This is a genomic window from Arenibacter catalasegens, from assembly GCF_002909235.1.
GTDB classification, from domain to species: Bacteria; Bacteroidota; Bacteroidia; order Flavobacteriales; family Flavobacteriaceae; genus Arenibacter; species Arenibacter catalasegens.
On record NZ_PHQQ01000015.1, the window covers coordinates 20,296 to 37,883 of the forward strand.

The 17,588-nt window shown below is 38.6% G+C and carries 15 protein-coding genes; 12 read left to right on the plus strand and 3 right to left on the minus strand.

What is annotated here, in order from left to right; genetic code table 11:
- Positions 1-25: 25 nt before the first annotated feature.
- A complete protein-coding gene (locus tag CWD90_RS12755) occupies positions 26-610 on the minus strand; it encodes an HdeD family acid-resistance protein (RefSeq protein ID WP_103476461.1) in 585 nt (194 codons plus the stop codon).
- 344 nt (positions 611-954) lie between these two features.
- On the opposite strand from CWD90_RS12755, the gene CWD90_RS12760 reads away from it, so the two are divergent.
- The 4 genes from CWD90_RS12760 to CWD90_RS12775 all read left to right on the plus strand — a co-directional run bounded on the left by CWD90_RS12760 (position 955) and on the right by CWD90_RS12775 (position 6,429).
- Complete coding sequence (locus CWD90_RS12760; RefSeq protein WP_103476462.1) at positions 955-2,835, plus strand: sensor histidine kinase; 1,881 nt, start codon at positions 955-957, stop codon at positions 2,833-2,835.
- A 168-nt stretch (positions 2,836-3,003) separates the two neighbouring features.
- On the plus strand, positions 3,004-4,056 hold the full coding sequence (locus tag CWD90_RS12765) for a response regulator (RefSeq protein WP_103476463.1): 1,053 nt from the start codon (positions 3,004-3,006) through the stop codon (positions 4,054-4,056).
- A 393-nt stretch (positions 4,057-4,449) separates the two neighbouring features.
- Complete coding sequence (locus CWD90_RS12770; RefSeq protein WP_103476464.1) at positions 4,450-5,289, plus strand: universal stress protein; 840 nt, start codon at positions 4,450-4,452, stop codon at positions 5,287-5,289.
- Positions 5,290-5,343: 54 nt separating this feature from the next.
- Positions 5,344-6,429: a mechanosensitive ion channel family protein gene (locus CWD90_RS12775; RefSeq protein ID WP_103476465.1), complete on the plus strand. Its 1,086-nt coding sequence runs from the start codon at positions 5,344-5,346 to the stop codon at positions 6,427-6,429.
- A 178-nt stretch (positions 6,430-6,607) separates the two neighbouring features.
- Here CWD90_RS12775 and CWD90_RS12780 read toward each other — a convergent pair whose 3' ends face one another.
- Positions 6,608-7,114, minus strand: a complete 507-nt coding sequence (locus CWD90_RS12780) for a Dps family protein (RefSeq protein ID WP_093978974.1) — start codon at positions 7,112-7,114, stop codon at positions 6,608-6,610.
- Between the two features lie 213 nt (positions 7,115-7,327).
- Positions 7,328-10,108 carry an aconitate hydratase AcnA gene (gene acnA, locus CWD90_RS12785; protein WP_103476466.1) on the minus strand — a complete coding sequence of 927 codons (2,781 nt, stop codon included), beginning with the start codon at positions 10,106-10,108 and terminating at the stop codon, positions 7,328-7,330.
- Between the two features lie 616 nt (positions 10,109-10,724).
- Here acnA and CWD90_RS12790 point away from each other — a divergent pair.
- From CWD90_RS12790 to CWD90_RS12820, 8 genes are all read left to right on the plus strand, one after another.
- Positions 10,725-11,573, plus strand: coding sequence for a universal stress protein (locus tag CWD90_RS12790; RefSeq protein ID WP_103476467.1), 849 nt, complete (start codon positions 10,725-10,727; stop codon positions 11,571-11,573).
- Between the two features lie 517 nt (positions 11,574-12,090).
- Positions 12,091-12,288, plus strand: coding sequence for a hypothetical protein (locus CWD90_RS23045; RefSeq protein ID WP_157941218.1), 198 nt, complete (start codon positions 12,091-12,093; stop codon positions 12,286-12,288).
- A 25-nt stretch (positions 12,289-12,313) separates the two neighbouring features.
- The gene (locus tag CWD90_RS12800) at positions 12,314-13,561 is read left to right on the plus strand and encodes an amidohydrolase family protein (RefSeq protein WP_103476469.1); all 1,248 of its coding nucleotides are present in this window, start codon (positions 12,314-12,316) and stop codon (positions 13,559-13,561) included.
- Positions 13,562-13,699: 138 nt separating this feature from the next.
- Positions 13,700-14,872 carry an MFS transporter gene (locus CWD90_RS12805; protein WP_103476470.1) on the plus strand — a complete coding sequence of 391 codons (1,173 nt, stop codon included), beginning with the start codon at positions 13,700-13,702 and terminating at the stop codon, positions 14,870-14,872.
- 166 nt (positions 14,873-15,038) lie between these two features.
- The gene (locus CWD90_RS23050) at positions 15,039-15,296 is read left to right on the plus strand and encodes a nuclear transport factor 2 family protein (protein WP_262494953.1); all 258 of its coding nucleotides are present in this window, start codon (positions 15,039-15,041) and stop codon (positions 15,294-15,296) included.
- Positions 15,297-15,360: 64 nt separating this feature from the next.
- A complete protein-coding gene (locus tag CWD90_RS12810; protein WP_103476471.1) occupies positions 15,361-16,284 on the plus strand; it encodes a ClpXP adapter SpxH family protein in 924 nt (307 codons plus the stop codon).
- Between the two features lie 30 nt (positions 16,285-16,314).
- Complete coding sequence (locus CWD90_RS12815; RefSeq protein WP_103476472.1) at positions 16,315-16,623, plus strand: phosphoribosylpyrophosphate synthetase; 309 nt, start codon at positions 16,315-16,317, stop codon at positions 16,621-16,623.
- Between the two features lie 8 nt (positions 16,624-16,631).
- Complete coding sequence (locus CWD90_RS12820; protein WP_103476473.1) at positions 16,632-17,516, plus strand: pirin family protein; 885 nt, start codon at positions 16,632-16,634, stop codon at positions 17,514-17,516.
- Positions 17,517-17,588: the final 72 nt, after the last annotated feature.

The following is a 17,588-nucleotide window of genomic DNA, read 5'->3' on the forward strand; positions in this document are numbered from 1 at the left end:
ATTTTTATTTTAAAATCTCTAATTTTTAATGTATTTGAAGTTTGAATTTTCTATTTCCCATCCTATAGAAATGGTATGCACTTGAAATATTGAACATCCCTAAAGTTAAAAAGGCAAGCGCCGTAGCATAAACGATAATTGTGCCGCCCAAAATAGGATATATCATAATCAATAACGAAAAGACCATTATTGCTATTCCATAGGCTAACGTCAACACCCAACTAGGGCAATTCCAAGAGTTCAATTTCACAGAAATACCTATTGCTAAAACTCCTTTGTATAACATCCAAAAAGCCAATATATAAGGCAATACGGCCATCGTTGTTAACGGATTTAACAAAAGATACCCCCCGATTAGAAGGTCAAAGACACCTCCGATCAAGTACCATCCCCAATTTTTGATTCCTTCTCGGTAGAAAATAGAAGCGAATATTTCAAAGGCCCCGGCCGTGGCCAGGGCAAGACTGAAGAAGATGGTCAAAGAAACATAACTGGCCAAAGGCGTAATGAAAACCCATAAACCAAGTGAAACAAAAAGCAGTCCCATCAAAAGATTGATCCACCATTTTTTTGCTACAGGCATAACCGTACTGTAAACTAAATCCTTCATGATTTTCAATTTTTAGTTATGTCACAAACCTATTGAAAACCTTTGGATCATGCCATGATGCATATCATCTGACAGCGTGCAATATGATAAATATCAGTTCCCAATAATTTTGATGGACTTAGTTTTACATTCAAAAAAAAATTAACTAATCTGTCTACCAAAGGAAATGACTAAATAAAGGAAAAGCCTTGTTTTAACCGGAGTATATTCTTTATTTTAGTAGTAGGAAGTATTCTATAATTTTTAGGAATCAAATAGTTTATCTGAAAAAAGAATATCTAGGGATTATCACAGCAATACAAAATTCCAAGCATTTCAGAAGCCAAAAGATTTATTCACAGCCTATGCATGTTTTTGAAAAGAACAGTGATATTTTTATGTTGTTATCCGAGGCCGTATCGGAAGGAATTATCGTGGTAAATGAGGAACAGGGAATCGTGGCCGCCAATCATCTCGCTCACAAATTGTTCTGCTACGGACCAAATAAACTGGTTGGCCGCCCTTTGGAAATCTTGATGCCAGAAACCCACAGAAAAGTACACCAAAAGTACCTTAAGGAGTATTTCCATAAACATGAAAAAAGAAGGATCGGGGCAGATCAAAACCTCTTTGGCCTCAGAAAGAACGGCAAAGAGTTTCCATTGGAAGTTAGTCTGAACCGCTTTTCGCTATATGGAAATACTTATACCCTTATTCTGGTCATCGACATTACCGAACGCCGAAAAATCGAAAAAAGCTACCTGATGAAAACTGCGGCCCTTGAGGCCGCTCTGAACGGAATTACCATTACCGATGCCTTAAAGGAAGACAACCCTATCATTTATTTCAACCCGGCATTTCAGGAAATTACCGGATACTCCTCGGACGAAATTCAAAATAGAAATTGTCGGTTTCTACAGTCAGGGGACAATGACCAGCAAGGTGTCAGGGATATGCATTATGCCATTTCAAAAGGCAAAAGCTGTCAAGTACAACTCAGGAACTATAAAAAGGATGGTACCATGTTCTGGAACGAGGTTTCCATAAATCCTATCAAGGACAAAGATGGAACTATCACCCATTTTGTTGGAATACAGAATGATATTACCGAGCGGAAATTGGCTCTTCAAAAAATTGGACATTTAATTCGAATCTTTGATGAATCGCTCAACGAACTTTATGTTTATGATGCCGAAAAACTACAGTTTTTGAATGCCAATTACGGAGCCCAAAAAAACACGGGCTATACCTTGGAAGAATTTCTGCAACTTACGCCCTTGGATCTTAAACCTGATTTTTCGGAAGCAGATTTGCGTGGGTTAATAGCTCCCCTACTCAACGGCAAAGAGGAAAAAGTGGAATACGAGGCGGTACACCGGCGCAAAAACGGTACAAGTTATCCCGTAGAGGTACATCTGCAATCATCTACCTTGGGCGATCAAAAGGTCATCGTTGCTATAATTCTTGACATTTCGGACCGAAAGTATTATACCCAAAAACTGGAAAAAACCGTTGCGGAACGTACAGAACAGTTAAAAAAAGCACTTGAAAGGGAAAAAGAATTGAACGAGTTAAAGAGCAAATTCCTGTCCTTGGTCTCGCATGAGTTCAAAACTCCCTTGAGCGGCATCCTTAACTCTGCAACATTGGTAGGTAAGTATCAAAGGGAGGACCAACAGGATAAAAGGGAAAAACACTTAAAGACCATCATGGGAGGTGTACAGCACCTTACAAATATCTTGGATGATTTTCTTTCTATTGAACGAATGGAAAAGGGTAAGGAGGTGTACTACCTTTCCGATTTTTCACTCAGTAAACTGGTAAACGAGGTCGTTTACAACTCAAATATGCTTCTCAAAAATGGGCAACGCATCAACTATCCACACAATATTGAAGATGTGACCATACATCAAGACCAGCGTATAGTAGCCCTGACTTTGACCAACCTTTTGCACAATGCCATAAAATATTCCCCCGAGGATACCGAAATAGACTTAAAAGTGGATTTGTCGGAAGACAAGATCACTTTCCAAATCAAGGATGAAGGCATCGGTATTTCCAAAAAAGACCATAAGCATATTTTTGATCGGTATTTCAGATCCGAAAATGTGCTTTTGACCCAAGGCACAGGTATTGGGCTAAACATCGTAAAGACACATTTGGAAAATTTAGGAGGACGTATCTATTTTACAAGTGCAGAAAATCAAGGCAGCACTTTTACAGTGGAATTGCCAATAGAGAGTTAGGCGCCGGAAATTGCAGCGAACAGAAGAAAAAATTTTGAGTTTATAACAAAACTAGTTGTAATTATTAATAAAGAAACTATAATAAAAATTAAGGCTATCCTAGTGGTTAAACTGACAGATTTGTGTAATTATAGTTGGAAATAGCTATCAAGAATAAAATTAATTCCTATGAGAAAAATCCTATTGATCGAAGACGACACTGTTTTAAGGGAAACCACGGCCGAGCTTTTAGAGCTTTCGGGTTTCGAGGTACGTACTGCCGCAGATGGTAAAAATGGAATTCAAATAACTAAAGAATATATGCCAGATGTAATTGTCTGCGATATTATGATGCCCGAGATTGATGGTTATGGGGTATTGAAAACACTATCTCAAGATAACCATACCAAGAGCATTCCCTTTATATTCCTTTCTGCCAAGACAGAACGAAAAGATGTGCGCAAGGGCATGGACCTAGGTGCGGACGATTATCTCACAAAACCCTTTATGGAAACGGAACTTATTGGTGCCATTGAAAGCCGATTGGCGCGAATGGCAATACTCAATGATACCGAAGCTTCAACCAAAAGTATCAGGAAGCTTTCAGGCATCAAAATGGAAACCATTCATGAGCTTAAAAACTTCATAGACGACAACGGATCTGAGTACAATTTTGAAATAGAGGAAAACATATACCGAGAGGGCACGTATTCAAACACGGTCTATCTCATTATAAAAGGTACAGTAAAGACCCATATTCTGGATCAGAAAGGGAAGGAATTGATTACGGGAATTTACAAGGCCGATGATTTCTTTGGCTTTACTTCCTTTACCAGCAACACCTTGCACAAAGAATATGCAACCGCCATGACTAAAACCCAATTGGTGGCTATCCCTACGATAGAACTGGAGCCATTGTTGCGGGAAAACCATGAATTGACGATGGAACTGATGCAAATTCTATCAGAAAACCTAACTGAGGCCAAGGCACAATTGTTGGAAATGGCCTATGGCTCTGTTAGACGGAAAACGGCTGGGACACTTTTAAAATTCGCCGAGAAACTTCAAAAAGACTCCAATGGAAACATACTTGTACTACGAAGCGATCTAGCCAGCGTTGCGGGTATGGCCACAGAGACCATGATACGGACACTCTCTAGCTTTAAAAAAGAAGGCCTTATTGATATTGAGAACCATAGAATTAGAATTGTCGACGTTAACGGTCTTGATCAAGTGGATTGATTACTTTGGGAATTTTTTGTTTTATAGCTCCCTTTAGTGTTGATAAGCATTAGAAGACGGAATTATTAATCCGGAACGGATTATCGAAAACGAGATTCTATACTTGCAGCATTTTACACAAAAAAATAAAAATCCCTTCTCTCCTTGCAATTAAACTTTTCTCAGCCTTAGTCTTATGTTAAGTATAATAAACAAACCTTGGAATATGCTGCCTGCATGACCATTATCATTTCGCATCGTGTTTTGAGGGCCTAATTTTACAGCATCAAACCGAGATTCATGTCGCAATGAAATGAGTCATAATCCTGCTCCGAATCAAAGCGATATGTTTTATGGCGATGTTTCCCAATAATTATCGGGGTGCCCCTATTAAAAACTAATAAATATATCCAGATGAAACAAATCCTTGTACCCACCGATTTCTCTGAAAATGCATGGAACGCTCTCCTATATGGACTTGACCTTTTTCAAAATACAAAGTGTATTTTCTATTTGTTGCACGTAAATCCAGTAACAGGATATTCTGGTGCTAGTTCTACCATTCAAAAAACGTCCCTTACCTTGAAAGAAAACCTTTTGAACACCAGTATGGGCGAAATGCGCATATGGATGGAACGTATCGAAAAACTTCCAGTGAATACAAAGCATATGTTCTTTCCCCTAATCCACTTTAACTATTTTATCGATACGATAAAAAGTGAAGTACAACACAAGAATATAGACCTTATCATTATGGGAACCAAAGGCGCTACAGGACTCAAAAAAGCAACAATAGGCAGTAATACTGGCGATGTAATTACCAAGGTAAAATGCCCTCTGCTCGCCGTTCCCGAAGATGTGGAGTATATCAGACCAAAAGAGATCGTTTTCCCTACGGATTATCAAATAGGTTATGACCTAAAAGTCTTGGATTCCTTGATAGAAATGACAAACATGAATAAAGCCGTACTGAGGATTTTGCATATTTCCAAAAAAGGAGAGGAACTGAACCAGGAACAACTTAAAAACAAGGATTTTCTACAGGATTATTTATTGGATGTAGACCATAGTTTCCACTCTCTTACCGGTACAAAACTTGAAACTGCCGTGCAATGTTTTACCGAAAGTAGGGACATCGATATGATTTCAATGGTGGCCAAGAATCTCAACTTTTTCCAAAAGATTTTATTTCGGCCAGCCGTTGAAGAAATTAGTTACCATACCAAAGTGCCATTTCTAGTACTGCACGAGTAAGGATAACGAATCAAAAATACCAATAAAACGCAGAAAACATATTTCTTAATACCCATGGAAGAATATTTCAAAACCCACAGTTCGGACCTAATCTACGGAGCCGTCATTATTTTGGCAGTGGCTGTCTTGTACCTATTGACTAATTTGTTGCACAAATGGCTATTGAGGAGGAGACTCAATAAATTTGCAAGTCTTGATACAACACCCATCAATCTTGTAAAGCGGGTAGTAAATACCTTGTGGATTGTACTCGGCCTTATTGCACTCACCTTCATTTTTATAGAAGAGGAAGAATTTGCTGCAATGAACGAACATTTTAAACTGGTATTGTATTTGGGCTTTGTAGCTATTATTACAATCGTGGCCGCAACTTCCTCAAATATGTGGTTTAAAAGAAGTATTCGAAGGAAGATCCAAACCGGTGACGATCCTACTAATTTTAAATTTTTACAGTATGTATCGGTTTACGGTATTTATATTACAGGAGCTCTTTTTGGTCTTCTGGCTATCCCATCCCTGCATGGGGTTGCTCAGACCATTCTGGGGGGAGCGGGGGTGATTGCACTTATAGTAGGCGTATCTTCTCAAGAGGCCCTTTCGAATCTTGTCGGCGGCTTGTTCATTATTTCCTTTAAACCTTTTAAGGTAGGTGATGTCATTGAAATAAGTGACACCATGATAGGCACCGTAACCGATATAACGTTACGGCATACCGTAATTCGTAATTTTAAGAATAGGATGATTGTTATTCCCAATTCAATAATCAATAAAGAAAAATTGGTCAACTATGATCTGGGCGAACAAAAATGTTGTGAGTATGTGGAGATGAGCATCTCGTACGACAGCAATGTAGACCTGGCCAAAACGATCATGCGGGAAGAATGCGAGAAGCACCCTCTCATTTACGATAACCGTACCGAGCTTGAAAAACAAGATGGTATATCAATGGTCAAGGTGGCCCTTGTCCAATTTGATGACTCTTCAGTAAAGCTTCGCGCATGGGTATGGGCACGGACTTTCGGGGATTCCATTGCCCTAAAACGTGATGTCTTTGAAAGTATCAAAAAGCGTTTTGATACCGAAGGTATCGAGATACCATTTCCATATCGGACTATTGTTGTTAAGGGTAAGGAAGGATGAAAATCAAGACGGTCATGCAGGTTTAAGAATAAAAAAGCTGTCACGAAAGACATTTCGCAATACGAAAAAGCTCCGGAATAGACCTGATTAAATCCCAAAAAAGCCATCCGCTTTTCCTTCTTAATAAAAAAGGCTAAAGACGGATGGCTTTTTAATAATTAAGTTCCACTATTTTGGATTATACTCCAAGTGGTTTTTTGTCCACAGTTTGCTTCGATATACTAGCCCGAAGCATCCACGCCATTTCTTCGTGTTCCTGCAATAGTCCGGTCAAGAAATCGGCTGTACCAACATCACCGAATTCCTCTTCCACCTGGGAAATATTCCCCCTGATGAACTGAATAATCGCATCGTGGTCTCCCAACAGGATTTTTATATAATCCTGGCTCGTATTACCACTGTTTGACTTTTCGGTCAAATGGGTCAAGTCCAAAAATTGCTCTAAAGTTGCAGGGGCGTACGATCCTATTTTACGCATTCGTTCCGCAACGCTATCGATTGTTTTTTTAATACTGTTGTAGTGTTCCTCAAAGAATAGGTGCTTCGTATGAAAATCGTGACCTTCAAGATTCCAGTGTGCACCCAATGTTTTAGTATACAGTACAAATTCGTCCGCTAATAATTTGGCCAGTACGTCTGCTACTTTTTCCCTATTCTCTTTTGTAATTCCAATGTTCGTTTTCATTTTATTTCGAATTTAAATTTATAATAAGTTTATATATAATTGATAATCATACGCCATCCAACTCACAATTTAGTCTTTAGGTCATGTCTGAAGTCATTTGTTCTAGGCTTTGGAAAAATCTTCGTCATATTTACATTTTACTATTTTGAGTAAATAATATTTCATAGTTTTAAATTTAAGTAGGCTTAAGATTTGCATTTAGGAATATTACTCCTATTCCTCCAAAAACTGTCGAAGCACATATTGTAAAATACCGCCATGCTTTACGTATTCAATTTCGATTTCCGAATCCAATCGAATGATCACCTTGAATGTGATTTCTGACCCGTCTTCCTTTCGTGCGGTTACATCGAGTTCTTTGCCAGGTTTGAGGCCCGTCGCTATCCCTGTAATGGAAATGGTTTCATGCCCTGATAACCCCAAGCTGTTGGCATCTTCCTCTTCTTTAAATTTCAAGGGCAAAATGCCCATCCCCACCAAATTAGACCTGTGGATTCGTTCGTACGAACTGGCAATGACCGCTTTTACGCCCAATAAGCTGGCTCCTTTTGCCGCCCAGTCTCGCGAAGATCCGGAACCGTATTCACTGCCCGCAAGAACAATCAAAGGAGTATCGCTTTCCATATACTTCATAGCTGCATCGTATACACTCATTTCCCTATTTTCGGGGAAATAGGTTGTAAAACCACCCTGTTTTGAGGCTATTTCATTCTTGATGAACACATTGGCAAAAGTGCCCCGCATCATCACTTCGTGATTCCCCCTTCTAGAACCATAGGAATTGAACATGGATCGCTCGATACCTTTCGATTTAAGGTATTGTCCTGCTGGACTTTCCTCAGAAAATGAGCCAGCAGGCGAAATATGATCTGTTGTGACAGAGTCACCCAACTTCATCAGTACCCTAGCGCTGGCAATGTCCTTTAGCTGATCTGGTGTTTCGCTAATGTTCTTAAAGAACGGTATTTCCTTGATATAGGTGGAATCTTCTTTCCACTCATAGTCCAGTCCTGTGGGGGCCGGTAGGTTTTTCCATTGTTCTTCCCCGTCAAAAATTACAGAATATTCCTTGGCATAATCTTCCTTGGTCGTAGCACTTTCAATGGCCTCCTGAATTTCTTCTTGACTGGGCCAAATATCCTTTAGATATACGTCCTGTCCGTTTACGTCTTGAGTCAGTGGTTCTTCCATCAGATTGACATCTACACGTCCTGCAATGGCATAAGCTACCACCAACATGGGCGATGCCAAGAAGTTCATCCGAATCTTGGGATGGATCCTGGCCTCAAAATTCCGGTTTCCGCTCAAGACCGAAGCGGCCACAAGATCACATTCGTCTATCGCTTTTTCTATATGGGGCGGCAAGGGACCCGAATTACCTATACATGTGGTACAGCCGTAACCCACCACATGGAATTTCAATGCCTCAAGATGTTGTAAAAGACCTGCACGCCTTAAATAATTGGTCACGACTTTTGACCCAGGCGCCAAGGAGGTCTTTACCCAAGGTTTTACATCCAGCCCTTTTTCTATGGCTTTTTTTGCTACCAGACCCGCTCCCAACATAACCGAAGGGTTGGAGGTATTTGTACAGGAGGTAATGGCGGCCACAACAATGGAGCCATCACTTAATGCATATTCTTGATTGCCCTTGCTAATCCGAACGGAATGCAATGCTGTATCCTTCTGTACCTCTACTTCTACATCATCTGCAACTTCTTTATCTCGGAATCGTTTGTTGAAACGGGTGCCAGAACCACCCTCGGCATACCAGGTTTCACGTTCTTCCAAGGGCACATAATCCCTACCATGCATCTCCTTTAGAAGGTTTCCGAATTGGTCTTTCAAATCCTTGACCAATATTTTATCCTGTGGTCGTTTAGGCCCTGCTAAAGACGGTTGTAATGTGGACAAATCCACCCTAATAACATCAGAGTAGTCCATATTTTCTTTTCCAGTTCGCCATAAGAGGTTGTTTTTACAATATTGTTCCACCAAATCGATTTGTTTTTGATCGCGATTGGTCTTTTCCATATACCGAAGGGTCTGGTCGTCAATCGGAAAATAGGTGATGGTACATCCAAATTCCGGAGACATATTGGCAATGGTGGCACGATCCGGTACGGACAAATGGTCGAGACCGGCTCCAAACACCTCCACAAAATCGCCCACTACGCCATATTTGCGAAGTCGGTTCGTGATTTCCAATACCATATCGGTAGCTGTAATACCTTCTTGAAGTTTACCATTTAATTCCAAACCGATAACCTTGGGACTGGAAAAATAAATGGGCTGCCCTAACAATGCCGCTTCCGCCTCAATACCACCAACACCCCAACCTACTACACCAATACCATTGACCATGGGGGTATGTGAATCAGTGCCAACCAAAGTATCGGGATATGCCCAGCCATCCCTTGAAACAACACCCTTTGCTAGGTATTCTAAATTTACCTGATGGCAAATACCCATTCCTGGAGGAACAACAGTAAAATCCTCAAAGGCGTTCTGTGCCCATTTTAACAGTTCGTAGCGTTCGCTGTTACGCTTGTATTCAAACTCCACATTCTTTTTATAAGCGTAATCGGTACCAAAAAAATCGACCTGAACCGAATGATCAATGACCAGATCTACAGGAACTTTCGGATTAATCTTTGCTCCATCCTTACCTTTTCGGATGGCTTCAGAACGGATGGCGGCAATATCGACTACGGCCGGTACCCCAGTAAAATCTTGCATGAGCACGCGAGCCGGTTTATAGGGAATGGAAGCATCGCTGCCCTTCGAATTCCAATTAATCAGGTTTTCGATATGTTCATCAGTTACCAAAAAACCGTCATAGTTTCGTAAGGCATTTTCCAATAAAATACGAATGGAAAACGGCAGTTTTTTTAACTGTGGATATACCTCGGCTACTTTTTCGAGACTGATGATTTCGAGTTTTGTGCCCTCTACATTTAAGGTGCTTTTGAAAGTGTTTTTATATGTTCCCATAACTGTTGAAATTTTACCGATTCTTGATATTACACTAAAAATTCCAGACTGTATTCTCTTTGTCAACGAGGTCATAATAATTGGCCCTTATCCTATGAACGATACCCAAAATGACTCCTTGACCCTTATCCTGAATTACATCCTTCTACTTGTTTTACTGCGAAAGTATATACTTGTTTCTAGATGTGAAATGATTACGATCAGTCGCCATAAATATTTGCATCAATCCATAATCTGAAGTGACCAATATCATTGCGTAAGGCTTTTATCAAACTTATTTTCGCGTCAAATTAAAGTACAATGCGAACGGTTTCAGTGCCTACCTATTTCCTGGATAATGTTTTCAGTCTTTTAAAATATGCCTGTCTAATATTCTAATATGAGACTAGCGAAATTTTCATAGTGATTGACCACATCATTAAGGTATGCCAAAAAATATTGGGAGGGAGTTCTTTCGAAGAATTAAAGATGACAAACAGAGAATCGTATCTATTTTACTGTCCTATCCTTAACCACAATTACAAAAATAGGTATGTAGTTAAAGATACCCTTTTTGGCACTCCAAAACAATTCTAGATAAAAAAAGTTAGAAGTACAAAACATAAAATTTGAACATATGAAAAAAATAATCCTTCCCACCGATTTTTCCGAGAACGCGTATAATGCTATACGCTATGCTGTACAACTTTATAAGGATGTGGAGACAACCTTCTATCTACTCCACACCTATACCCCACCAATTTTTCAAGTGGAGTATGTCTTTCAAAGCCCAAGCCAAAACGGACTCGAAGACCTCTATCAAACGAGGGCGATGAAGCAATTGGAAGCATTAAAACAGCGGTTACAAGATGAATTCGAAATTCCGGAACACATCTTTAGGATGCGGGCAGCCTTTAATACTTTGACCGACGAAATTCTTTTAATGACCAAGAACGAAAATGCAGATTTGGTCATTATGGGGACCCAAGGAGTAACAAAGGCCAAGGAAATCCTTTTGGGCACCAATACCACCCATGTTTTGAATAAGACCATTTGTCCTGTGATTGCTGTACCCTCCGACTTTATTTATAAGACCCCGAAGGCTATTCTATTTCCTACGGATTATGAAATCGATTATAATAGGGAAAATTTGCAACAACTATTGAATATCTCCAAAAAGTATGGGTCAACAATAGATGTGATTCATATATCCTCAGGTTACGATTTAACGGAAGAGCAATTGCGGAACAAACAAAAACTAAAAGATATTCTTGTACCTACTGACCATGTTTTTAACGACCTGCCCGATCAAGGAGTTATCGATGCTATAAACCAATTTCAGACCAAGAAAGCAATGGACCTTTTAAGCATGGTGCGGAACAAACATACTTTTTTCGAACGTATGTTCGTTGAGCCTATCATCAAAAAAATAGGGTTTCAAATTGAAATTCCGTTTATGGTAATTCCGCATGTGGATAAAAAGTGACGTGGGCAGTTGCTGGAAGAAATAAAAAGTTGATGCGCGGGTTTATTCATCCAGCCCGTGCACAACTCGTTTCAGAAAACCTGTCGACGAAGCCTGTGTCGAGTAAGGTTGGGACACTCAATATTGGCTGGTTGAACGCACTTTCTGACTGGACAGACCTTGCGCCGTCCAATAAATTCCTAGTGCGATTGGGCAAGTTCACTGACCATCTAGGAATGACAAGGAAATGGAATTCCTTTCTAAGGTTTTTCCTGTAGCGACTGACCATAATCATTTCAGAGGTTATTTAAACATCCTAAATTTGCCTTTAACTTAAAGCTATCGTTATGGGCAAAAGGAAATTACTTCTCACCGATTTTTCAAAGCACGTCCTCAATACTGTTCGATATTCATTGGTTCTGTAAGCGGGACAAAAATGTTCCTTTTACTTTCTGAACATATATGAGGTAGAAGGCTATTCCATTGAATGTTTTGCATATAGATCGGAACCGGGCCAACGTTCTTATGAAATAGAAAAATGGAAAAACACTTCGAAAAATTAATAAAAGTACTACGTCTACGCCATACCAACCCCTATATTTTTTACGAAACGATCAGGACCCACAATACCTTGTTCGGAGCCATTAGGGATATCCTGTCTATTGGACAAATATCCAAAGTTTACTTACTAAGCGAATCTTGGACTAAGAGCATTAATAGATTAAATAAAATTTAAAGTGTCAACATAAAAATGAAAGGAAATGAAAAAAAAGTTTTTTAATGCGATAATTTATCGCAACGATTCCGCTACCGATATGATTGTAGAAAATGGAAAAATCACTCATATGGGAACGAATTTACCTCAATGTGACGAGGAAATTGACCTAAACGGAAAGCTTGTTATGGCACCTTATGTGGATCCACATTTGCACTTGGATTATGTATATACATTATCTGAACTTGGGCAAGAGGGAGCTGGTTCAGGAACTTTGTTCGAAGCCATTGAATTATGGCCAAAATTCAAAGAAACTTTGACTGTGGAAAGCGTTAAAAAACTTGCTATGAAGGGAATAAAGGACGAGGTATCCCAAGGGGTCCAACATATCCGTACGCATATAGATGTTACAGATCCAAACTTTACGGCACTAAAAGCGATGCTGGAAATGAAAGAAGATCTAAAAGAAACCGTGGATATTCAAATAGTGGCCTTTCCACAACAAGGTATGTACATGTATAAGGGAGGACGTGATTTAGTGGAAGAAGCGCTGAAAATGGGTGCCGATGTTGTGGGAGGAATTCCACATTATGAACCTGCAAGAGAATTTGGAGACAAATCCGTTCATGATATTGTTAATCTTGCTTTGAAATACGACAAAATGATTGATGTACATTGTGATGAAACAGATGATACTCATTCACGTTTTGTGGAGCTATTAAATGCCCTTATCCTTATGGAAGATTACGGCACCAGAACTACTGCAAGTCATACATGTTCCTTTGGTTCTGCAGATAACTCATACGCCTTTAGAATGATGGACTTATTCAAAAAAAGCAAGATGAACTTTATCTCTTGTCCCACTGAAAATGCCTATTTACAAGGTCGTCAAGACACCTATCCCAAGCGTCGTGGATTAACTAGAGTGAAAGAATTTATAGAATCAGGAATTAATGTTGCTTTTGCACAAGATTCAATAAACGATCCATGGTACCCTATGGGGAATGGGAATATGATGAATATTCTTGACAATGGAATTCACTTAGCTCAAGTAATGTCTCCAGAAGAAGTAAAAACGAATTTTGATTTGATCACATACAATGGAGCGCGTTGTTTAAATATTCAAGACCGTTATGGCTTAGAAGTTGGTAAAGCAGCGAACTTCATCGTTTTAAATGAAAGTTCTGTTTATGAGGCTATTCGTAAAAGAGTAGATGTGTTAGCATCTGTACGCAATGGTGATTTCTTATTCCGTCGTAAAGAAATGGCGTATGATATTCCTTTGAATCTTTAAATCTGTTTTTCTTATTAATAGTAAAACATAAATATCAAAAAAAGACTGTGGCCGAGGCCTCTTTAATTTTGTACTTTTCTTAGTACATAAAAACCAAAAAGACTTCGGCAACTTTCATTATGTATAAAAAATAGAACTATGAGCAAACAAAATTATACGGAACAAACTAAAAGTGTTTTTCCGTGGCTGATTATGATTTTGATGTCGTCCGTGACTTTTGTAGGAATACTGTCCGAATTGATGCCTTCGGGTGTGCTCCCACTAATGATGGCAGATTTAAATATCAGTGAAGTGCAAACTGGCAATCTGGTGGGTTACTACGCCATAGCTTCTGCTATTTTTGCCATTCCTCTAATTTCAATGACCATGCAATTCAACCGCAAATATTTGTTGATGATATTACTTAGCGGGTTCGCTATTTCCAATATCATCGCAGGACTTGTTTACGATTATACCATTATTATTGCTCTTAGAGTTATCGGTGGAATTTGCGCAGGGGTAATGTGGCCAATGATTGCTGCTTATGGAATGCGATTGGTAGATGAAAAGAATCATGGTAAGGCTATCGCAGTAATTATGGCAGGGACTACTTTGGGCATTAGTATTGGGATGCCTATCATGACCTCCATTGGTAATGATTATGGCTGGCGAACAGAATTTATTGGACTCGGAGGGTTTATTATTGTTATCGCTTTAATCAGTTTTTTTGCATTGCCATCAATGCCAGGAGAGAAACTTACCAAAAGTTCATCACCATTTGCGCTCTTAAAAATACCGGCAGTTCTACTTGTGCTACTGCTTACGCTACTTGGCGTAATAGCACATTATGGTGTCTATGTGTATATCACAAGTCTTGTTGATGAAATTCAGCTTGCAGGAGGTGTTGAAAGTGCCTTATTGTATTTTGGAATAGGATCATTGATTTCGGTGTTGTTGGCCATAAAATACACCGATAAACACTTGAGACTGTTGACTATATTAATGTTTGCCTTGCTGATTATCTCCATGGTTATTTTTATATGGTATGGAGGAACAAAAGGGATGGGACATTTTGCTTTCTTTTTATGGGGCCTTTCATTTGGTCCGTTGGTAACCTTGTTACAGGCAGCCGTAAGCAGACAGGTAGAAACTGCCAAAGACGTGGCCACATCAGTCCAGTCCTCTGTATTCAACTTATCCATTATGATCGCATCATCAGTTGCAGGCCTGTTGCTCGGAATTTATTCTCCCATGAGCTTGGTTTATTTTGCAATTGCTTTGTCTATTCCAGGTATAATCATTTCCTATTTTTCCAAGAAGACTTTAAGTTGATGTTTGTACAGATATTGAGATTGAAAAATTAATATGAAAAAATATGAAAAATTCAGCAAAAGCAGTAATAGAAAAAATGTTCGTGGCGTTTGGTAGTGGCGATGTTGAAAAATTCGTGGCAACAGTTTCCGAAGACACAGTATGGATTTATCACGGTACGTAAATTATTCCTGCAAGAACTTTTGAAAAGAAGGAAGGTGTAAGAACATTTTTTACTAATATTCTCGAAAGAACTAAAATCATCAATTTTGAGCCACAACAATATATCGTTGAAGGGAATATGGTTGTTATATTAGGCAAAGAACATCAAAAAGTAAAACAATCGGGAAGGGAACTAAAACAAAAATGGGTACAGATATATACCGTTAAAAACGATTTAATTTCAAAAATGGAGGAGTTTGCAACTTCGGAAGAAGTAAGTTAATTTAATAACATTGATTTCTTTGGGAAACATAACATATTATAAGAGGTAATTTAAAACAAAAAATATGAATAACGAAACATCAAAAAATAATCCGCTTTTATGCGACATTGAAACCGGAATGTGTGAAACATCCGCTGAAAATACAGACATCACATCCAACAGTAATTTCCAATCAACAGAAAAATCCGTAAAGCTAATTTATTATACGGATCCAATTTGCTCGTCATGTTGGGGAATAGAACCACAATTGCGGAAACTTAAATTGGAATATGGCAATGCTATTGAGATAGAATATAGAATGGGAGGCTTATTACCAGATTGGAGTTATAACAGCGGTGGAATTGGCAAACCTTCAGACGTAGCTTCACATTGGGACGAAGTAAGCGTGCATTACGATATGCCTATTGACGGAGACCTCTGGTTGGAAGATCCTTTGGACTCTTCTTATCCCCCATCCATAGCATTTAAAGCCGCACAAATGCAAGACAATGAAAAAGCAATTCTATTTCTTAGGGAGATCAGGGAAATGGTTTTTCTACAAAAGAAAAATATTTCAAAGTGGGAGCATTTAGCAACTGCGGGTAAAATTAAAGGGCTAAACGTTGAGCAATTGAAAACTGATTTTGAAGGTAAAGCCAAAGAACTGTTTGCAGAAGATTTAAAATTAGGAAGTGAATTGGGGGTAAGAGGATTTCCTACAATGTTCTTTTTAGATGATTCTGGTAATAAAGAAATTGTTTACGGCACAAAACCTTATGCTTTTTACGAAATGGCCATTCTAAAGCTTAATCCGAATGCTACAAAAAGTGAGTACAGTAAAAAATGGGAAACACTCTTCTCAATGTATCATTCGCTCACGGCAAAAGAGTATGCTGAACTTTCAGGTACGCCAAGAAACGAAAGTGAAAAGATTTTGAATGGACTCTCTAATTCAGGAAAATTGCAAAAGTTGACAACAAAAAACGGGTCTATTTGGACAATTAAATAATATCACAATAACAAATAAAACTATCTTACAATGGGAAAATACACAACTTTATCTGAAGCCATTAATGACCTAACAAAAAAAGGCTATACCTATAATTTTAATTTGAAGGAAGATTGTATTGAATGTGCAGAAAAACAATATCAATTAGAGCCCGAAGAGTTTAATATCGATAAAAAACACCGTTTTCAAGAAATGTCGGATGTTGATAATGAAAGTGTTTTATATGCCATTTCTTCAAAAGAAGGTGGTTTAAAGGGGCTTTTAGTAAACGCATACGGTATTTATGCAGATTATACATCTTTTAAACTGGTTCAAAAACTCAACACACCAAATAGGTAATTTTAATTATGTCAAACATTAAACTAATAATTGAAGAAAGAGCCGCAAGCATCGGGAAGTTTATGGTAGGTCGTTTATTGCCCTTTAGACAAAAAAGAATGGTAGGTCCTTTTATCTATATAGACCACATGGGTCCAGTTAAATTAAGTGAACGAGACAACTTTGACGTACTGCCTCATCCACATATTGGACTGTCAACCCTTACTTTTTTATTTGAAGGCAGTATTATGCACCGTGATACCTTGGGCAACGAAGTAGAAATAAAACCAGGTGCAGTCAACTGGATGACAGCAGGACAGGGGATTGTACATTCAGAACGAACACCTGAGTATTTGCGAAAATCCCAACTATATATGCACGGTTTACAAATCTGGGTAGCACTGCCAAAAGCTCTGGAACAAATGGAACCACAATTTTCTCATATCGAAGAGAAAGAAATTCCAAGATGGACAGAAGGTGACCTGCAATTTAAACTGGTGGCTGGAGAAGCCTTTGGAAGACAATCACCAGTGCCTGTTTTTAGCAAATTGTTTATGCTCGAAATAAAAAGCAAAACCAAACAGCTTGTTAATATTGGTAACGAGCTTTATGGTGAAGCAGGTTTATATATTCTTGAAGGAGCTATTGAAAGTGAAGGGAACGTTTATGACCCTAAGCAATTATTAGTGGCAAAAGACAGTACCCTTTGCGAATTTACAATTCAGGAAAATAGCACCATTTATATTTTTGGTGGTGAGCCTTTTCCCGAAGAACGATTTATTGACTGGAACTTTGTTTCATCTAACAAAGATCTAATTGAACAAGCCAAGCAGAAATGGAAGTCACAATCATTTCCTAAAATTAAAGGAGACGAAACGGAATTTATTCCTTATCCATCAAATACTAAAAAATAAAAAGCCTGTAATTGTCCATTAGCCCAAAAAATCGCCTGTTTTTCTAGGAGGAATATTGAAAAAATAAAAGTA

Excerpts from the sequence above, each read along its gene's own strand:
- CWD90_RS12755 (WP_103476461.1), bottom strand. The coding sequence starts at position 610 with ATGAAGGATTTAGTTTACAGTACGGTTATGCCTGTAGCAAAAAAATGG.
- CWD90_RS12760 (WP_103476462.1), top strand. The coding sequence starts at position 955 with ATGCATGTTTTTGAAAAGAACAGTGATATTTTTATGTTGTTATCCGAG.
- CWD90_RS12765 (WP_103476463.1), top strand. The coding sequence starts at position 3,004 with ATGAGAAAAATCCTATTGATCGAAGACGACACTGTTTTAAGGGAAACC.
- CWD90_RS12770 (WP_103476464.1), top strand. The coding sequence starts at position 4,450 with ATGAAACAAATCCTTGTACCCACCGATTTCTCTGAAAATGCATGGAAC.
- CWD90_RS12775 (WP_103476465.1), top strand. The coding sequence starts at position 5,344 with ATGGAAGAATATTTCAAAACCCACAGTTCGGACCTAATCTACGGAGCC.
- CWD90_RS12780 (WP_093978974.1), bottom strand. The coding sequence starts at position 7,114 with ATGAAAACGAACATTGGAATTACAAAAGAGAATAGGGAAAAAGTAGCA.
- acnA (WP_103476466.1), bottom strand. The coding sequence starts at position 10,108 with ATGGGAACATATAAAAACACTTTCAAAAGCACCTTAAATGTAGAGGGC.
- CWD90_RS12790 (WP_103476467.1), top strand. The coding sequence starts at position 10,725 with ATGAAAAAAATAATCCTTCCCACCGATTTTTCCGAGAACGCGTATAAT.
- CWD90_RS23045 (WP_157941218.1), top strand. The coding sequence starts at position 12,091 with ATGGAAAAACACTTCGAAAAATTAATAAAAGTACTACGTCTACGCCAT.
- CWD90_RS12800 (WP_103476469.1), top strand. The coding sequence starts at position 12,314 with ATGAAAAAAAAGTTTTTTAATGCGATAATTTATCGCAACGATTCCGCT.
- CWD90_RS12805 (WP_103476470.1), top strand. The coding sequence starts at position 13,700 with ATGAGCAAACAAAATTATACGGAACAAACTAAAAGTGTTTTTCCGTGG.
- CWD90_RS12810 (WP_103476471.1), top strand. The coding sequence starts at position 15,361 with ATGAATAACGAAACATCAAAAAATAATCCGCTTTTATGCGACATTGAA.
- CWD90_RS12815 (WP_103476472.1), top strand. The coding sequence starts at position 16,315 with ATGGGAAAATACACAACTTTATCTGAAGCCATTAATGACCTAACAAAA.
- CWD90_RS12820 (WP_103476473.1), top strand. The coding sequence starts at position 16,632 with ATGTCAAACATTAAACTAATAATTGAAGAAAGAGCCGCAAGCATCGGG.